The organism is Streptomyces sp. MCA2 (genome assembly GCF_023544705.1).
GTDB classification, from domain to species: Bacteria; Actinomycetota; Actinomycetes; order Streptomycetales; family Streptomycetaceae; genus Streptomyces; species Streptomyces decoyicus.
In genome coordinates, this window is record NZ_JAMJFM010000045.1 from 43,887 (window position 1) to 60,197 (window position 16,311).

Sequence of the window (16,311 nt, forward strand, 5' to 3'; positions counted from 1 at the left end):
CCATGGCGCACCCCCGGCTGCCCGTCACCGTGCTCTCCGGATTCCTCGGCGCGGGCAAGACCACCCTGCTCAACCACATCCTGGGCAACCGGGAAGGCCTGCGCGTCGCCGTCATCGTCAATGACATGAGCGAGGTCAACATCGATGCCGCCCTGGTGCGCGGCGGCGCCGCGGCGCTGTCCCGCACCGAGGAACGGCTCGTCGAGATGACCAACGGATGCATCTGCTGCACCCTGCGCGACGACCTGCTGGAGGAGGTCGACCGGCTGGCCCGCGAGGGGCGCTTCGACTATCTGCTGATCGAGTCCAGCGGTATCTCCGAGCCGATGCCGGTCGCCGCGACCTTCGCCTTTCCCCGCGACGACGGTGCCACGCTCGGCGACCTGGCCTGCCTGGACACCATGGTCACCGTCGTCGACGCCGCCGGCTTCCTGCCCGAACTCACCGGCGGCGACGGCCTCGCCGAACGCGGCCTCGACCAGTACGAGGACGACGAACGCACCATCAGCGATCTGCTCATCGACCAGATCGAATTCGCCGATGTCATCGTGCTCAACAAGACCGACCTGGTCGACAGCGCGACCGCCGTACGGCTCCAGGCGACGCTGGCCCGGCTCAATCCGGCCGCCCGCATCGTCCCCGCGCAGCGCGGCCGGGTGGCGCCCGCCGAGGTGCTGGGCACCGGCCGCTTCGATCTGGAACGCGCCCAGCAGGCGCCCGGCTGGGTCAGGGAGCTCAACGGCGACCATGTCCCGGAGACGGAGGAGTACGGCATCACCGGCACGGTCTTCCGCGCCGGCCGCCCCTTCCACCCGGCCCGCCTCTGGCACTTCGTCACCGAACAGCTGGACAGCGGCGCCTACGGCGAGATCCTCCGCTCCAAGGGCTTCTTCCGCCTCGCCACCCGCCCCGGCCTGACCGGTCTGTGGTCCCAGGCCGGCGCGGTCGCCCGCTTCGAGCCGTCGGGCGTGGACACCGAGCGGGCGGAGCCCGTCCCGGCCGACGGCGGGGAGCACCCGGCCGGCCAGGAGCTGGTCTTCATCGGCACCGGACTGCGCCCGGAACCGCTCCATGCCGCCCTCACCTCCTGCCTCCTCGCCCCCGACGAGCCCGCCCCCACGGCGGCCGACGACCCGTTCCCGGCCTGGGCGGTCCACGGCACCGAGGAGCGCTGCGCACACGAGGAGGAGCAGGAGGAGTCGGCGGCGGCCAACTCAGCTGCGTAGAACCCGCGTTGAGGGTAGGGGGCGACCCGCCACCGCCCCTACCCGTAACGCCCTCCCGTTCCCTAGCGCCCTTCCGTTCCCTAGCGCGCTCCCACTCCCCTAGCGCCCTCCCGTTCCCGCAACGCGCCTCCCGCCCGAGCCCTTCCGGAGCCCTTCCTCAGCCCTGCGCCCGCCGCATCGTCCGGGACGGCCACCAGCTCGCCCGCCCCAGGAGGATCAGTGCCGACGGCAGGATCACCACGCGGATGACGAAGGCGGAGAAGCTGCTGCACAGCGTGGGCTGAGGCCCCCCGGGGGGAGCGGGCGCGGGCCCGCGGAAGAATTTCCGCGCCTCCCGGCAACCCCCGTCCCTGCCGCACGTCGTCACGGGTGAGGGCGCCATCGGGCGCCGACCTGACGAACAACGTGGAGCAGCCGACCGTGAAGTTCACCCGTACCTCCCACGCCTCCGCCGGTTTCCGGCCGTCCGCCGCGCGCCCCCGTCTGCGCGGTGCGGCCGGCGCCGGACTGGTCGCGACGCTCGCGCTCGCCGCGCTGTCCGCAGCCGGCACCGCACACGCCGACGCCGCCGCCTCCCAGCCGCAGCGTCCGTACACCGGCCATGCGACCCCGTCACCCGTCCCCCGGCCGGCCGACGGCAGCGCCCGCCCCACGCCGGCCACCAGCGTCCCCCCGAAGCCCACCGCCCCCGGCACCCCCCGGCCCTCCGCCTCGCCCAGCCACCCGGGGCCGCAGCCCAGCGTCAGCGCTCCGCCCAGCGCCCGGCCGACGTCCCCCGGCAAGGGCGGTGACGGCCCCTCGGCCAGCGCCCGCCCCGCCCCCGCCAAGGGACCCGGGAGCGACAAGGAACTCGCGCGCACCGGGGCATCCGCCACGACCACCATGGCGCTCGGCGGAGCCGCCGCGGCCCTGATCGCCGCGGGCGGCGGCACCGTCTACGCGGTCCGCCGCCGGCGCGGCTGACCCACCGCGCCCGCCCGCCCCGAGGATTCGATGGAGTACTCCGCCACCCCGCGGCACGCCCCGGTACGGTTCGCCCTGCCGGGGCTCCGGCCTGCCCTGTGGCGGTGGCTGCTGCGCACCGCCCGCCCGCCGGCCGCCCGCCGCGAAGCACCGCGTCCCGGCCGGCAACCCCGGTATCCCGCGTACGGCGGGCCCGCAGGCGTCGAGGCCCGGCTGCCGGACGACGACGCCCCCGCCCCGCCCGAGTCCAGGCCGACGATCAGCGAGCTCTACCACGCACACCGGCTGACCATGGTCCGGCTGGCCGTCCTGCTCGTCGACGACCGCGCCACCGCCGAGGACGTCGTCCAGGACGCGTTCGCCGCGCTCTACAAGCGGCACGGCGAAGAGCTCGGCGAGGTCGACAATGCGCTCGCCTATCTGCGCACCGCGGTCGTCAACGCCGCCCGCTCGGTGCTGCGGCGCCGCCGTACCGCACGCGACTACACCCCGCCCCACGAGGCGGACGCGCCGTCCGCCGAGGAGCGGATCGTGCTGGACGAGGAGCACCGGGAGGTGTTCGCCGCGCTGAGCGGGCTGACCGCCCGCCGCCGGGAGGTGCTCGTCCTGCGCTACTGGGGCGATCTGACCGAGGCGCAGATCGCGGCGACGCTGGGCATCAGCCGCGGCTCGGTGAAGTCGATCGCCAGCCGCGCACTGGACTCGCTGGAGAAGATCTTGGAGGAGCGGTCATGAACGGCCCCGGCACGGGTACCGGCCGCACCGGCAGCGGGCCCGGCGGCGGCGTGGGCGACAGCGGCAGCGGCACAGGCCCTGGTGACGGCACGTCCGGGCGCCCCGTGGAGGACCGGCTGCGCCGGGCCTTCGCGGCGCGCGCCGAGAGCATCGCCCTGCGGGATCTGCGGCCCGCCGCGCCCCCCGGCCCGCATACCCGCCGCAGCCGGCTGTCCGTCGCCGAGCGGCCGTGGCTGCGCCGTTTCGGGCTGCCGCTGGCCGCGGCAGCCGCCGCCGTCGTGATCGGCCTTCTGGCGACCGCCCCCGGCGGCCCCCCGGACCGGCCCGCACCCGCGACACCCCCGCGCCCGGTCACCCCCGCACCGTCCCCGGCACATACGGGACAGGCCCCCGAGCCGCCTACGGACACTCCGTCGACGGGCCCCCACCGCAGCGCCGACCCCGCCGGCTCGCCCACGCCCGGTACCGGCCCGGCACGGCCGCCGCGGAGCCCCCGTGACACCCCTGCGCCCAGCCCCACGGATCAGCCGGGCGGCCGTCCCCCCACGAGCCCCCGGCCCCCCTCCGCCACCCCGTCGGCTCCCACCCCACAGAGCAGCACCGCATCCGGCGGCAGGAGCGATTCCCCTTCGCCCTCCAGTAGTTGAGCGTGCCGCTGACGGACACCCGCCTCCGCCCCGCCGGCCTCGGACCACTGCGGCTCGCCCGGCCCGTGCGCACATCCGGTGCACAACGGTCCCCGGCGGCCCGGCCCCGGCCGTGCGGTGCGGTCCGCGGGCGGGCACCCCCGGCCGCGCCCCGTACGGCAGCCGGTCCGCGACCACCCGGCGGCGAACCCCGCGCGCCGGACGGGGCGGGCGCGGCGCCGAGGCCTCCGGCATGCGTTAGCCGTGCGTTAGCGGATCACCAGCGCCGGAGCCGAAGGTCGTGTACACGCCACTGTCCCGGGGGAGCCCCCTATGCCGTTCACCGACACCACCGCCTGCCGGGCCGTCGCCACCACCCTCCTCGCCACCGCCGCACTCGCCCTGACCACCGCCTGCCATGACCTCTCCGTCCACCCGGCCGGCAGCCCCGGGGGCGTCTCCCCGGCCCCCACCTCGACCTCCCGGGAGGACGGCGAGAATCTGTCCCCCGGCCCCGACGGCCGGGTCGCCTGCACCCCCGAGATGCTCAGGTTCCACGCCGGTGCGATGCCGCGGCGTGCCCACCGGATGCTGCTGACGGTCACCAACTCCTCCGGCCGGACCTGCCACTTCGCCGCCCAGCGCTACCCCCTGCTGCGTTTCGGCGGCGACCGGCAGCCCACCCTCCCCGCGATCGCGGCGAGCCGGCCGTCCACCGCGGTCACGCTGGCGCCCGGCGACACCGCGTACGCCACGATCACCACCTCCGCGGCCGGCGGGCCGGGCGGCAAGGGCCACCGGGGCCGGAAAATCTCCCAGTTCGGCGTCGCACTGACCGGCCGCGCCACCCCCACCCAGGTCGGCCTGGACGGCCGCGCCCCGGTCCATGTCGACCCGCGCACCGCCACGGTCACCTACTGGCAGCCGAGCCTGGACGCCGCCCGGAAGTGGTGACCGTCCGGCCGCGGCACGGGGCCGGGACGCGCCGCGCCGTAGTCCGTTCGGGTCGCATCCGGCCATATCCTTCGGGCCTCCCCTCCCCAATGATCCAAATTTGCCGTCAATGATCCTTTTGCGTTGCTGCGGCATGGCTGCGCCCGGTGCCGCTCGCCCGGTAGGCTTTCCGTGTGATCTTCAAGCGCATCGGAAACGGTCGGCCGTACCCGGACCACGGCCGGGAGAGCACCCGCCAGTGGGCGGACGTCGCCCCGCGTCCGGTACGCCTCGACCAGTTGGTGACGACCAAGCAGCAGCTCGACCTCGAAACGCTGCTCGCCGAGGACTCGACGTTCTACGGCGACCTCTTCGCGCATGTCGTGAAGTGGGAGGGCGACCTCTACCTGGAGGACGGGCTGCACCGCGCGGTACGCGCGGCTCTCCAGCAGCGCCAGGTACTGCACGCCCGCGTACTCGAACTGGGCTGACGCACACCCCCTGCCCAACTGGCCGGAAATCCCCTCTTCCCGCCCGGCAGCACCCAACTCGCCCTGTCCGTATTGACCCTTTTGGGTTGGGTCTCGCGCCACGCGTTGATCATTTGATAGGCACAACCCGCCTCCCGCACTACGCTGCGCCCATGAGCATGCTGACGCCCCCAGGCATGGGCGGTAAGAAGTACCGCATCACGGGCGACAGGTATCCGCGGATGCGCCGTCCCCGCCACCGTCGCCGGATCGCCCTCGCCCTCGTCGCCACGGCCTGCGCCCTCGGTCTGGCCGGCTGGGGGACCTTGCAGCTCATCGACGTCTTCGGCGGCCGCGGCAGTACCGCCCAGGCCTCCCAGGGCAAAAAGCACTGCCGGGACAGCGGCAACAAGGATGCGGCGCAGGCCAGGACGGCCGCGCAGAAACTGCCCGCGCCCGGCACGCTGACCGTCAACGTCCTCAACGCCACCCCGCGCTCCGGACTCGCCAAGCACACCGCCGACGAACTCCAGAAGCGCGGCTTCAAGATCGGCAAGGTGGGCAACGCGCCCGCCGCCTACGACAAGAAGGTCAAGGGCGCCGGGATACTTCTCGGCCCCGCGGCGGCCGACGGCCCGCTGAAGGTGCTGGCCACCCAGCTCGCCGGCGCCCAGCAGAAGTCCGACGGCCGCAAGGGCGCCGAGCTCGACCTGATCATCGGCGACACCTTCAAGGCGCTGGCCCCCCAGGCGAGCGCGGCGAAGTCGCTGTCCCTGCTGACCCATCCGTCCCCGGCCCCCGCCGACGCCGCCAAGTGCTGACCGCATACGGACGGGCCCCGCACCAACCCGTGGTGCGGGGCCCGGACGATGATCAGGCGGGAAGGACGCGGCCCGTTCAGCCGGCCGTGCCGTACATCCGGTCCCCCGCGTCGCCGAGGCCCGGCACGATGTAGCGGTCCTCGTTCAGCCGCTCGTCGACCGCCGCGGTGACCACCGTCACCGGCGTGCCGGCCAGCTCCTTCTCCATGACGGCGACGCCCTCCGGCGCGGCCAGCAGACAGATCGCGGTGACATCGTCCGCACCGCGCTTGATCAGCTCACGGATCGCCGCGACCAGCGTGCCGCCGGTGGCGAGCATCGGGTCGACGACGTACACCTGACGGCCCGAGAGGTCATCGGGCATCCGCGTGGCGTAGGTGTGCGCCTCGTACGTCTCCTCGTTGCGGACCATGCCCATGAAGCCGACCTCGGCGGTGGGCAGCAGCCGGACCATGCCGTCCAGCATGCCCAGACCGGCCCGCAGGATCGGTACGACCAGGGGGCGCGGGTGCGACAGCCGCACGCCGGTGGTCGCCGTCACCGGGGTCTGGATGTCGACCTGCTCGGTGCGCACATCACGGGTGGCCTCGTAGGCGAGCAGGGTGACCAGCTCGTCGGCGAGCCGCCGGAAGGTGGGGGAGTCGGTGCGCTTGTCGCGCAGTGTGGTGAGTTTGTGCGCCACCAGCGGGTGGTCGACGACGTGGATCCGCATGACATCGACAGTAACCGAGGCGGAAGGCGCCGACGCCCGCCGTGCGGCCCCGGCTTCCGTTCACGGCAGCACGACGTGGTCGGCATCAAACCGCCGAAAGGAGGGAAAGTGGGCACGTACGCCCGATTGGCCGTCCCGTCGCCGGGCGAAGATCCTGCCCGAGGTGGTGCATGGGTGCCCGACCGTCAGCGGACCGACGACACGAACGAGGCCGTCTCCGGCAGCGAGGACGCGGCCCCGGACACCGGTGCGGAAGCGGCGCGCCGACGGCGCCGCGCACAATTTCTGCGGGAACTGCACGAGGCCAAGGAGCTGCGCAACCGCGTCCAGCCGCGCCGCGCACGGGCCGAACGGATGCGCCAGGCCATGCGGATGCGCACATTCCGCTGGTAGCGGAACAGCCCCGCGCCCGCGCCCGCACTGCGGCACGTGAGCGACATCTCTCACAACCTCCGCACGACGCAGCGCCGAAGACCCCGCGCGAAGGCGTTGTTTCTGCCACGATTCCGAAGGGGCGGGACCAACGGCGTGCAGCGCCGCCCCGCCCGGCCCGGCACGCCTATGACCAGTGGGAGAGTCACGGTGTACTTCGCCGCACTGCTCGCGCGCACCGAAGACGGGTGGGAAGCGAGCGATACGGAGCTCGACGATGTGGAGACGCTGACCGATCTGGCCGATCTGGCCCGAGAGGCAGCCGTCGACGACGACACGGTGGTGGCCTTCATCGAGCAGGAGGACGCCTGGTTCGGCGTCGTCCGGGTGGACGGCGAGGAGGACCCGCGGGTCTTCCTCTCCAATGCCGCCGCCGCCGCCAGAAGCTCGTACGGCGCGATGCTGGCCGACGAGCTGCTCGGCCGCGATGAGGACGACGCGGCCGATGACCTCGACAGCCTCGACCTGGACGGCACGGAGGACGGCGAACCCGAATCGGACAACAACGTGGACGACGACGATCCCCTGGAGGCCGTGAACGGCTCGGACGGCCCGCCGCGCGGCCCGCTCGGCGATGCCGCCCTGCTGGCCGACCTGGGTGTCAGCGAGAAGGAGCTGCTGGCCCTCGACGGTGATGCGCTGAGCACCATCGCCGACTCGCTGGGCTGCACGGAGGTCCTGGAAGCCGTGCGCTGAGCCGGCCGGGCCGGACCCGCGCCCCCAGGGCCCGGGTCCCGCCCCCGGTCGCGTCCCCGACACTGGGGACATGACCGTCCCCCCATCCGCCTCTCGCCCCTCCCCCGCTCCCGACCCGCTGCGCGATCCCTGGATCGCACCGATGCGGCAGGCGCTGGGCGAGGCCGCCCGCGCCCCCGGGACCGGTGACGTCCCGGTGGGCGCCGTCGTGCTGTCCGCGGACGGCACGGTCCTCGGCACCGGCCACAACGCGCGTGAGGCCACCGGCGATCCGACCGCGCACGCCGAGATCCTCGCGCTGCGGGCAGCGGCCCGGACCCTCCGGGAGCGGGCCGCGCTCCCGGAGTCCGCGGGAGGCGGCGGGCGGCGGGCGGGCGACTGGCGGCTGACCGACTGCACGCTCGTCGTCACCCTCGAACCGTGCACGATGTGTGCCGGCGCGATCGTGCTCTCCCGCGTCGACCGGGTCGTCTACGGCGCCCGCGACGCCAAGGCCGGCGCGGCCGGCTCCCTCTGGGACGTCGTACGTGACCGGCGCCTCAATCACCGCCCCGAGGTCATCACCGGCGTCCTCGAAGCCGACTGTGCGGCCCTGCTCACCGACTTCTTCCGCGACCGCTGACCGGCGGCCCGCCCCCGCACCGGCCCCTCCCGGGAATCCGATTTCGGCGCACGGCCACCCGTGGGCTAAGCTCTCTCTCGGTAGCGTGTCCGAGCGGCCGAAGGAGCGCGCCTCGAAAGCGCGTGAGGGGGCAACTCCTCCGTGGGTTCAAATCCCACCGCTACCGCTCAGAGGGCAAGGGCCCCGATCCTCACGGATCGGGGCCCTTGTCGTTTCCTGGCCCCTTCTCGTTTCCGGAGCTCTCGTCGTCTCCGGGGCGCAGCGGAGAGCGGCGGCAGGGCAGCCGTCCGCCCCGGCCCGGCGGGGTGCGTCACCGAGGGTCCGCCGGTCCCGCCTGCGCTGCCGTTGCCCCGGTCCAGACGATCTCGTAGTACTTCACGCGTTCGTCCTCCCCGGCCGGCAGCATTCCGGCCGCCGTCATGACGCGCTGGGAGGCGATGTTGTCGTGGTCGGCGTCGCCCTTGACGCAGGTGATGCCGCGCGCCCGCGCGAACAGCAGCAGCTCCCGGAGCGCTTCGGAGGCGTATCCGCTGCCTCGCGTGGACGGGATCAGGCCGTAGCCGATCGTGACGCTGCCACTGTCGTCCGGCGGCCCGTGGAAGCCCAGGCCGCCGATCGCCCGTCCGTCCGCGCGGCGACGGATCTCATAGGGCCCGAACGGCTGGGAATTGCCGCTGTGCGCGCAGCGGTTCAGGAAGTCCGTAGCCGATTTCACATCCCCCTCGGTGGGGTAGCCGGGCGGCCATCGGTCACTGTCCCGCGGTGTGCCCGCCACCATCCGCTCCGCCTCGACGACGCTCATCGGGTGGAGTATCAGCCGGGCCGTCACAAGGTCGTCCATGGCACGGAGGAGTACCACGCGGGAGGTCCGCACCGCCCGTGGATTTCCGTGCCGTTGGCCCGTCGTCCGCGGGGTGCCGCGACAAACGCGCCTGCGGGAAGCCGTCGAAGGAGGCGTAGAGCGACAGCGGCACCAAGCAAGAGCGGCGCGCCCGCCGGAGACGGACGCGCCGCGGGGGCCTGAACGGCCCGTGGGGCACTTGCTAGGCGTCGCGGCGGTTCCGCGCGCGGCGGAAGAAGCGCACGATCAGCCAGATCACCAGGATCATGACGACGAGGAAGAGGACGAACAGCACGATCAAGAAGATGCCGAGCTTCTTGAAGAAGCCGCCCTTCTTCTTCACCTTCGACTTCCACTTGGACGTCTTGGACTTCTTGGACTTGAAGACCGTCTTGACCGCAGTCGAGTGGTGCGCGCTGTGGTGGCGGTACGCGGCGGGCTGCGCGGGCGCGGCGGCGAGCCGGGAGGCGTCGGCGCCGTGGCCCGGGGCGCTCGCGGTGGCCGTCGTGCGTGCGCCGTCCACCGCGCTGCGGCCCGCCGCCGTTGCCGGTGCGACGGCCGCGGCCAGCAGGCCGACCAGCAGCGCCAGCACGATGGCCGGCCGCCGCCGGGTCAGGGGGGACCGGGGTCCCCCCGGGGCCGGACGGGCAGCCGCGTGGGACGAATCGGTCTCGCGCGATACGGAGTTCATGGGCATTCTTCGGTTCCCCCTAGAGACGGGCGTTCAGCCATTATGGGCGGTGGCGGCCACTCCGGCCGAGGTCTCGACTTCGAGGAGGGAGGCGCTGTGCCGCTCCTCGTCGAAGGCGGCGCGGCCGCCCCGTAGCCCGAACAGCCGCTTGGTGAGCGCGATGTAGAGCACCGCGAGGATGTTGATCACCAGCGTGGCGATCTTGAGCCAGCTGACCTTCTCGGTCAGCTCGTAGATCTCCAGCGGCAGGAAGGCCGCCGTCGCCACCACCGTCAGATACTCCGCCCACCGCTTGGCGCGCCACAGGCCCACGCCCTCGATGATCTCCACCAGGGCGTACACCAGCAGCAGCGCGGCCACCAGCAGCAGCGTGGAGTGGCGGTAGCCGAAGGTCTTCTGGATGGTGCCGACGACCGGTGAGTGGTCCAGGTCGTAGTGGAAGTGCCGGGCCACCGGGCGGAGCACCGCGATGTACTCGTCGAAGAACCGGCGGACCGCGTCCTTGCGGTTGCTGAACTGCCAGACGCCGACCGCGGCCAGCACGATGAACACCCCGCGCACCGCCCGCTCGACGGCCAGGAACCGCAGGATGAACAGATCGCGCAGGACCTTGCCGCGCGGGACCAGCGGGGCGTCGGCGGCCGGCCCGGAGCCGTGCGGGTCGCCGAGGGCGAAGTCGCCGCAGCGCAGACAGCGCCAGGCCTCGCCGAGAGCGGTGGCCGCGCGCAGCTTGTCCCGGAGGTGCTCCTCGTGCGGGAGGTAGGTGATGTGCCCGCGGCGCGCGCAGGTACGCCGGTCCCAGTCGATCTTCATCGTTGGAGCCTGTCTTCCTTTCGTCGTCCCGCGCGGCCGCATGCCGCGGTACGACACTGCCGCCGCGGGTGTGCATGTGTCGCGTGTGTCGTGTACATGATGCATGCTCCCGGCCGGCCAGGTGCTTCGCGGCGCATGACGTCCGGAGGTGTCCGCGTCGTACCGGGTGGGAGACGCGGGGTGCGTTCCTCTTGGTTGCGGCGTTGCGGCCAGTTGGCTGCGGCCGGGCGCCCGGGAGGAAGACGCACCCCGGGGGCGGGTGGCCGCGCACTCCGGCGGCCGCGTACGGCGCGCCCGGCCGCCGCACACGACGGAGCCCCGCCTCCGGGCCGTGTCCTGGGACCCCCCGTGGAAACCAGGGGTGGCGCGGAGGCGGGGCTCCTGTTCGGTCGGGGGCAGCGGGCGTCAGGAGACGACCGCTCCCCCCGATTGCGGACCGGACCCCCAAGTCCACGCCATCGTCACGGGGACGATCTTGGCGCGGACCCCGCAGTGAGGTCCTGGTCCAGGCCCGTGGATTCCTGCCAGATCCACGGCGCCGCCTCACTCATGGTGCCTCGGACAGGCCGCCCCAACAGGCAGGCGAAGGGCCTCCCTTGGCAGGCCTTTGGTCCATAAAGTCCGGATCAGTGCCGGAGCCCGGGTGCCGCGGCCCGGCGGGCCGCCCGAGCGGAGCCCGTAGGCCCGGCTCCCACGATCGAACACGTGTGGTTACACTCGCCCGACTGCAACGGGGACGTGCAGGCACTGCCGGTAGGGGACTGCGTAGGGGAGACGGGACTGATGGCGCAGGCGAAGAAGATCGCGTTGTACATGATCATCGTCTTCGTGCTGTACACGATCATCACCTCCCCGCAGCGGGCCGCCGAAATGGTCCAGATAGGGTTCGAGGGCATATCGTCCGCCGCTCAGGGCGTCGGCCAGTTCATGACCCAGCTGATCAAATAGGGATCGTCCGGTCCGACCCGGCGGGCCCTGGGGCCACCCGAGGGACCGGCCCGCGATCGGCCGGCACCCCAGCCCGGCCCAGTCGGCCCACCGGACCGGCTGCGCCTCGTCCGCCGCACGGAGGCCCCCAGTGATCCGCCACCTGGTCCTGTTCAAGCTCAATGAAGGTGTCTCCCGCGACGAGGAGCGGGTGCAGGCCGGCGTCCGCGCGTTCGCGGCGCTGGAGGGCGAGATCCCGGAGCTGACGTTCTGGGAGTGCGCCTGGAACATCACCGACCGCCCGATCGCCTACGACTTCGCGATCAACTCCGCCGTGGCCGACAAGGACGCCCTCACGCGCTATATCGAGCATCCGGCCCACCAGGCGGCCGCTGCCCAGTGGCGCGAATTCGCCACCTGGGTGATCGCCGACTACGAATTCTGAGCCGCGGCACCTCCGTACCGCGCCCCGCTGAGCCCCTCGCCCCCTGTGGGCGGGGGGCTTCGCCGTACCCCCGGGCGCCACCCGCCCCCCGGCCGCCCCGCACCCACTCAACTCTCTGTTCAACACGGCGTTATGGGGTGCTTGCACACAGTGCACATGTCTTGTGATGCTATGACCGCTTTTGCCGGATACATGCACTGTGAAGGGTGGCGTGACCGTGACGGCCCGTACTGCGCCCAAGGCTCCATCCCGCGAGAGCCGAAGCGCGGACACGCGGGCGCTCACGCAGGTGCTGTTCGCGGAGTTGACGGACCTCGAACCGGGCACCCCCGAGCACACCCGGGTCCGTGCCGCGCTGATCGAAGCCAATCTGCCGCTGGTCCGCTATGCCGCGGCGCGCTTCCGCAGCCGCAACGAGCCCATGGAGGACGTCATCCAGGTCGGCACCATCGGCCTGATCAATGCGATCGACCGGTTCGATCCGGACCGGGGCGTCCAGTTCCCCACCTTCGCCATGCCCACTGTCGTCGGCGAGATCAAACGCTACTTTCGAGACAATGTCCGTACGGTCCATGTACCGCGCCGCCTGCACGAGCTCTGGGTGCAGGTCAACGGCGCGACGGAGGACCTGACGGTGCTGCACGGCCGCTCCCCCACCACCGCCGAGATCGCCGAGCGGCTGAAGATCGGCGAGGACGAGGTGCTGGCCTGCCTGGAGGCGGGCCGCTCGTATCACGCCACCTCGCTGGAGGCCGCCCAGGAGGGCGACGGCCTGCCCGGCCTGCTCGACCGTCTCGGATACGAGGACCCGGAGCTGGCCGGCGTCGAGCACCGCGACCTCGTACGGCATCTCCTCGTCCAGCTTCCCGAGCGCGAGCAGCGGATCCTTCTGCTGCGTTACTACAGCAATCTGACGCAGTCACAGATCAGTGCGGAGCTAGGGGTGTCGCAGATGCATGTCTCGCGGCTACTGTCGCGGAGCTTCGCCCGGCTGCGATCCGCAAACAGGATCGAGGCCTAACCGGGACGGGCGACCGTCCCCGTACAGCCTGCGCAGATATGTCGACATGGCGCTACAGCGTGTTGCCGACATGTGACATTCTGCTGGAACCGCGTTTGCCGTAGCGCTGCCTCCGGTATTCAGGTGGAGGCATCACTCCTCGGTCCGCCCCGGTCCGAGGACGCCACAGCGACCCGACCGCGACCTCAAGGGGGTGGCATGTCCGTAGAACTGGGCAGCTCGAAGGTGCTTCCCGCGATTCCCGCGCCCGCACCACACGTGCATGACGACGACGCCATCAACACCCGCACGCTCTCCCGCTCCCTGTTCCTGCGGCTGGCCTCGCTCGACAAGGACTGCGCGGAACGTACATACGTCCGAGACACGCTCATCGAACTGAACCTCCCTCTGGTGCGTTACGCCGCGGCCCGCTTCCGCAGCCGCAACGAACCGATGGAGGACATCGTCCAGGTCGGAACGATCGGCCTGATCAAGGCGATCGACCGTTTCGACTGCGAACGCGGCGTGGAATTCCCGACGTTCGCGATGCCGACCGTGGTCGGCGAGATCAAGCGCTTCTTCCGCGACACGTCATGGTCGGTACGGGTCCCGCGCCGGCTCCAGGAGCTCCGGCTCGCCCTCACCAAGGCCAGCGACGAGCTCTCCCAGAAGCTGGACCGCTCCCCGACCGTCCCCGAACTGGCCCTGTGCCTGGGGGTGTCGGAGGAGGACGTGGTCGACGGCCTGGCCGTCGGCAACGCGTACACCGCCTCCTCGCTCGACTCCCCCTCCCCCGAGGACGACGGCGGCGAGGGCTCCCTCGCGGACCGCCTCGGCTACGAGGACACCGCCCTGGAGGGCGTGGAGTACCGCGAGTCCCTCAAGCCCCTGCTGGCCAAACTCCCGCCCCGTGAGCGCCAGATCATCATGCTGCGCTTCTTCGCCAACATGACGCAGTCCCAGATCGGCGAGGAGGTCGGCATCTCCCAGATGCACGTCTCCCGTCTGCTCACCCGCACCCTGGCGCAGCTGCGCGAGGGCCTCATCTCCGACTGAGGAACGGTCCGCCGAGGGGCCGTACGGCGCTCAGTGCCGCTCGGCGGACAGTGGTAAAGCTTTGGGGAGGAAGGGGCGGGGCGGGGCGCGAGAGGCGCGCGCCCGGCCGTATGAGGGCCGCACGAGGCTTGTGAGCGTGTGCGGGCGTGTGCGTGGTGCTGGGTGTGCCGTTGGTGGGTCGTCCTCCGTGGGTCGTCATCCGCGGGTCGTCCTCCGTGTGCCGCCCTCTTTGGGGCCCTGTCTGTGGGGCCTGATTGTGGGTCCCTGTCTTTGCGGACCTGTCTGTGGGGCCCTGCCTGTCGGTCCCTTCTGTCAGTCCCTTCTGTCGGTCCTTTCGCGCGTCCCGTCCGTGGTGCCCTCGTGGATGGCTGAACGCGGCTCGTGGACTGAGAACTTGGCGCGGGCCTTGGCTGACCGCCCGTCCTAGGCCGTCGATCACGTGCCCCATCGCGTCCGGCCCCGGGTCGCCGAGGAATCATCCAGCCCGCCGTCCGACCTCTGTACACCTGACGCACCGTCAGCAACACTGGCCCGATGCGACGGACGACGACTGTGGCCTCCGCCTCTGCGGCCGTGCTGTGCCTGGGTGCGCTGCTCGCCGGCTGCGGGAGCGCGGCCGACGAGGGTTATGTCGCGGTGGGCGCGGCAGGCCCCGCCGATGGTCAGGCGCCGACACGGGCCGTACCACCCGGGGATGGCGTGGAGCTGACGCCGCTGGACGGCCACGGGGACCGCAGGGGCGGTAGCGGTAACGGCAGTGGAGACGGGAACGGGAACGGCAGCGGCAGCAACGCGGGCAGTGCGCCTACTGGCCGGCCCGGGACTGGGCCCGCCGTCGGATCCGGTGGGGGCGCGACGGCCGACGGCTCAGGAGCTCCTGGCAGCCCCGGTGCGTCCGGAGCGCCGCCCGGCCCCTCCGCGCCACCCGCCGGAGCGCATCCCGGGCACGGCGACGGCACCACGCCCCCGGCCTCACCGGGCGCGTCCAACTCCCCCGGCCACCCCGGCGGTTCCACCCCGCCCCACGGTTCTCCCGCCCCGGAGCCGCCCTCCCCCACCATCCCGGCCGGTGCGGATGCGCCTGCCGGCCTTCTGATCGGCAAGCCCGCTCTCGCCGGCACCGACGTCCGCTGGTGCCAGAAGGTCACCCTCGACTTCCTCAACAGCGGCGACCGGCCCGTCACCGCCGGCACCGTCACCTTCGGCACCCACATCATCGGCGCCCTCGGCGTCGACTGGGCGACGATCACGTCCACCCACAAACTTCCGCTGCCGGTCGCCCCCGGGAAGAAGAAAACCGGCACCTGGCGGGTGTGCGTGGACGGCTGGCGAGTGCCGCTGGGCATGCACCTCGACACCAAGGACGTCACTTTCGGGTGGAAGTGAGGCCGCTCGCGAGGGCCGGACCGCACCCGGGCGCGGTCCGCGACCGTCCTGCATCGCCGTCGCCATCTCCGTCGCTGTCACCGTCGTCGCCGCCGTCACCGTCGTTGCCGCGACCTGGCCGAAAACCACCCCCGTAGGGCGAGCCGGACCGCATCCCTGAGGGCGACCCGAACCGCGTCCCTGGATAGCGATGAGTTCCGAGCGGTGCGACCGTCTTAAGAGGCACAGACGCAGCCACCGGCAGCGACCCCGTCTCAGGGAGAAGACCATGCCCAAGATCATCCCCAACCTCTGGTTCGACACCCAGGGCAAGGACGCCGCAGAGTTCTACTGCTCGGTGTTCCCGAACTCGAAGATCAAGAACGTCACCTATTACAACGAGGCAGGCCCGCGACCTGCGGGGACCGTACTGACGGTCGAGTTCGAGCTCGACGGTCAGGAGTACATCGCGATCAACGGCGGTCCCGAGTTCACGTTCAGCGAGGCCATCTCCCTGATGATCAACTGTGCCGGCCAGGACGAGATCGACTACTACTGGGCCAAGCTCTCCGAAGGCGGCGAGGAGGGCCCCTGTGGCTGGCTGAAGGACAAGTACGGCCTGTCCTGGCAGGTGGCGCCCGGCGGCATGGCGGAGATGCTGAACGACCCGGATCAGGAGCGCGCGGCCCGTGCCATGAAGGCCATGTTCGGCATGAAGAAGATCGACATCGCCGCCCTCCAGGCTGCGGCCGATCAGGCCTAGAAGCCTGGAGGCCTAGCGACACCCCGGGCATCGGCTACGCGCCGCGCGAGCCCCGGGCCGGCCACGGTCCGGGGCTCTCCGACGCACCGGGAGCAGCCATCACCCCAAGCGTCCGACGCGCCGGGAGCGGCCATCACCACGGGCTCGCTTACGCACCGGGAGCGACATCACCCC

Annotated in this window: 20 protein-coding genes and 1 tRNA gene; 17 read left to right on the forward strand and 4 right to left on the reverse strand. The window is 72.1% G+C overall.

Annotated features, from left to right (window positions below; all coding sequences use genetic code 11):
* The first annotated feature begins 2 nt into the window (after positions 1-2).
* From M8I34_RS30245 to M8I34_RS30275, 7 genes are all read left to right on the forward strand, one after another.
* Entirely contained in the window at positions 3-1,226 is a 1,224-nt protein-coding gene (locus tag M8I34_RS30245) for a GTP-binding protein (protein WP_250054790.1), read from the forward strand.
* Positions 1,227-1,595: 369 nt separating this feature from the next.
* Positions 1,596-2,189: an LPXTG cell wall anchor domain-containing protein gene (locus M8I34_RS30250; protein WP_250054792.1), complete on the forward strand. Its 594-nt coding sequence runs from the start codon at positions 1,596-1,598 to the stop codon at positions 2,187-2,189.
* Positions 2,190-2,219: 30 nt separating this feature from the next.
* Complete coding sequence (locus M8I34_RS30255; RefSeq protein ID WP_250054793.1) at positions 2,220-2,924, forward strand: RNA polymerase sigma factor; 705 nt, start codon at positions 2,220-2,222, stop codon at positions 2,922-2,924.
* The gene (locus tag M8I34_RS30260) at positions 2,921-3,571 is read left to right on the forward strand and encodes a hypothetical protein (protein WP_250054794.1); all 651 of its coding nucleotides are present in this window, start codon (positions 2,921-2,923) and stop codon (positions 3,569-3,571) included. Before M8I34_RS30255 ends, M8I34_RS30260 begins: the two co-directional genes overlap by 4 nt.
* 312 nt (positions 3,572-3,883) lie before the next feature.
* Entirely contained in the window at positions 3,884-4,504 is a 621-nt protein-coding gene (locus tag M8I34_RS41470) for a DUF4232 domain-containing protein (RefSeq protein WP_284050968.1), read from the forward strand.
* Positions 4,505-4,677: 173 nt separating this feature from the next.
* Entirely contained in the window at positions 4,678-4,974 is a 297-nt protein-coding gene (locus M8I34_RS30270; protein WP_030084955.1) for a type II toxin-antitoxin system VapB family antitoxin, read from the forward strand.
* Positions 4,975-5,126: 152 nt separating this feature from the next.
* Complete coding sequence (locus tag M8I34_RS30275) at positions 5,127-5,774, forward strand: LytR C-terminal domain-containing protein (protein WP_244419666.1); 648 nt, start codon at positions 5,127-5,129, stop codon at positions 5,772-5,774.
* A gap of 76 nt (positions 5,775-5,850) precedes the next feature.
* Here M8I34_RS30275 and upp read toward each other — a convergent pair whose 3' ends face one another.
* Positions 5,851-6,486, reverse strand: a complete 636-nt coding sequence (gene upp, locus M8I34_RS30280; RefSeq protein WP_030989645.1) for a uracil phosphoribosyltransferase — start codon at positions 6,484-6,486, stop codon at positions 5,851-5,853.
* A gap of 174 nt (positions 6,487-6,660) precedes the next feature.
* Between upp and M8I34_RS30285 the strand changes: the two genes are divergently transcribed.
* From M8I34_RS30285 to M8I34_RS30300, 4 genes are all read left to right on the forward strand, one after another.
* Positions 6,661-6,879 carry a hypothetical protein gene (locus M8I34_RS30285; RefSeq protein WP_030989643.1) on the forward strand — a complete coding sequence of 73 codons (219 nt, stop codon included), beginning with the start codon at positions 6,661-6,663 and terminating at the stop codon, positions 6,877-6,879.
* Between the two features lie 189 nt (positions 6,880-7,068).
* Positions 7,069-7,614 carry a hypothetical protein gene (locus M8I34_RS30290; RefSeq protein WP_250054796.1) on the forward strand — a complete coding sequence of 182 codons (546 nt, stop codon included), beginning with the start codon at positions 7,069-7,071 and terminating at the stop codon, positions 7,612-7,614.
* A 70-nt stretch (positions 7,615-7,684) separates the two neighbouring features.
* Positions 7,685-8,236: a nucleoside deaminase gene (locus M8I34_RS30295; protein WP_250054798.1), complete on the forward strand. Its 552-nt coding sequence runs from the start codon at positions 7,685-7,687 to the stop codon at positions 8,234-8,236.
* A gap of 79 nt (positions 8,237-8,315) precedes the next feature.
* Positions 8,316-8,402: transfer RNA gene (locus M8I34_RS30300), tRNA-Ser, on the forward strand.
* A 144-nt stretch (positions 8,403-8,546) separates the two neighbouring features.
* Here M8I34_RS30300 and M8I34_RS30305 read toward each other — a convergent pair.
* The 3 genes from M8I34_RS30305 to M8I34_RS30315 all read right to left on the reverse strand — a co-directional run bounded on the left by M8I34_RS30305 (position 8,547) and on the right by M8I34_RS30315 (position 10,581).
* Positions 8,547-9,077: a GNAT family N-acetyltransferase gene (locus M8I34_RS30305; protein ID WP_250054800.1), complete on the reverse strand. Its 531-nt coding sequence runs from the start codon at positions 9,075-9,077 to the stop codon at positions 8,547-8,549.
* Between the two features lie 202 nt (positions 9,078-9,279).
* On the reverse strand, positions 9,280-9,768 hold the full coding sequence (locus M8I34_RS30310) for a hypothetical protein (RefSeq protein ID WP_250054802.1): 489 nt from the start codon (positions 9,766-9,768) through the stop codon (positions 9,280-9,282).
* 33 nt (positions 9,769-9,801) lie between these two features.
* Positions 9,802-10,581, reverse strand: a complete 780-nt coding sequence (locus tag M8I34_RS30315; RefSeq protein ID WP_250054804.1) for a DUF2127 domain-containing protein — start codon at positions 10,579-10,581, stop codon at positions 9,802-9,804.
* Between the two features lie 705 nt (positions 10,582-11,286).
* Between M8I34_RS30315 and M8I34_RS30320 the strand changes: the two genes are divergently transcribed.
* The 6 genes from M8I34_RS30320 (at position 11,287) to M8I34_RS30345 (ending at position 16,137) form a co-directional block, all read left to right on the forward strand.
* On the forward strand, positions 11,287-11,529 hold the full coding sequence (locus tag M8I34_RS30320; RefSeq protein WP_250054841.1) for a hypothetical protein: 243 nt from the start codon (positions 11,287-11,289) through the stop codon (positions 11,527-11,529).
* A 130-nt stretch (positions 11,530-11,659) separates the two neighbouring features.
* Positions 11,660-11,953, forward strand: a complete 294-nt coding sequence (locus M8I34_RS30325; RefSeq protein WP_244419673.1) for a Dabb family protein — start codon at positions 11,660-11,662, stop codon at positions 11,951-11,953.
* A 211-nt stretch (positions 11,954-12,164) separates the two neighbouring features.
* Positions 12,165-12,974 carry an RNA polymerase sigma factor SigF gene (locus tag M8I34_RS30330; RefSeq protein WP_030084976.1) on the forward strand — a complete coding sequence of 270 codons (810 nt, stop codon included), beginning with the start codon at positions 12,165-12,167 and terminating at the stop codon, positions 12,972-12,974.
* A gap of 198 nt (positions 12,975-13,172) precedes the next feature.
* Complete coding sequence (locus tag M8I34_RS30335) at positions 13,173-14,009, forward strand: RNA polymerase sigma factor SigF (RefSeq protein ID WP_030084977.1); 837 nt, start codon at positions 13,173-13,175, stop codon at positions 14,007-14,009.
* A 534-nt stretch (positions 14,010-14,543) separates the two neighbouring features.
* Entirely contained in the window at positions 14,544-15,395 is an 852-nt protein-coding gene (locus tag M8I34_RS30340; protein WP_250054806.1) for a hypothetical protein, read from the forward strand.
* A gap of 268 nt (positions 15,396-15,663) precedes the next feature.
* Positions 15,664-16,137, forward strand: coding sequence for a VOC family protein (locus tag M8I34_RS30345; RefSeq protein WP_244419675.1), 474 nt, complete (start codon positions 15,664-15,666; stop codon positions 16,135-16,137).
* Positions 16,138-16,311: the final 174 nt, after the last annotated feature.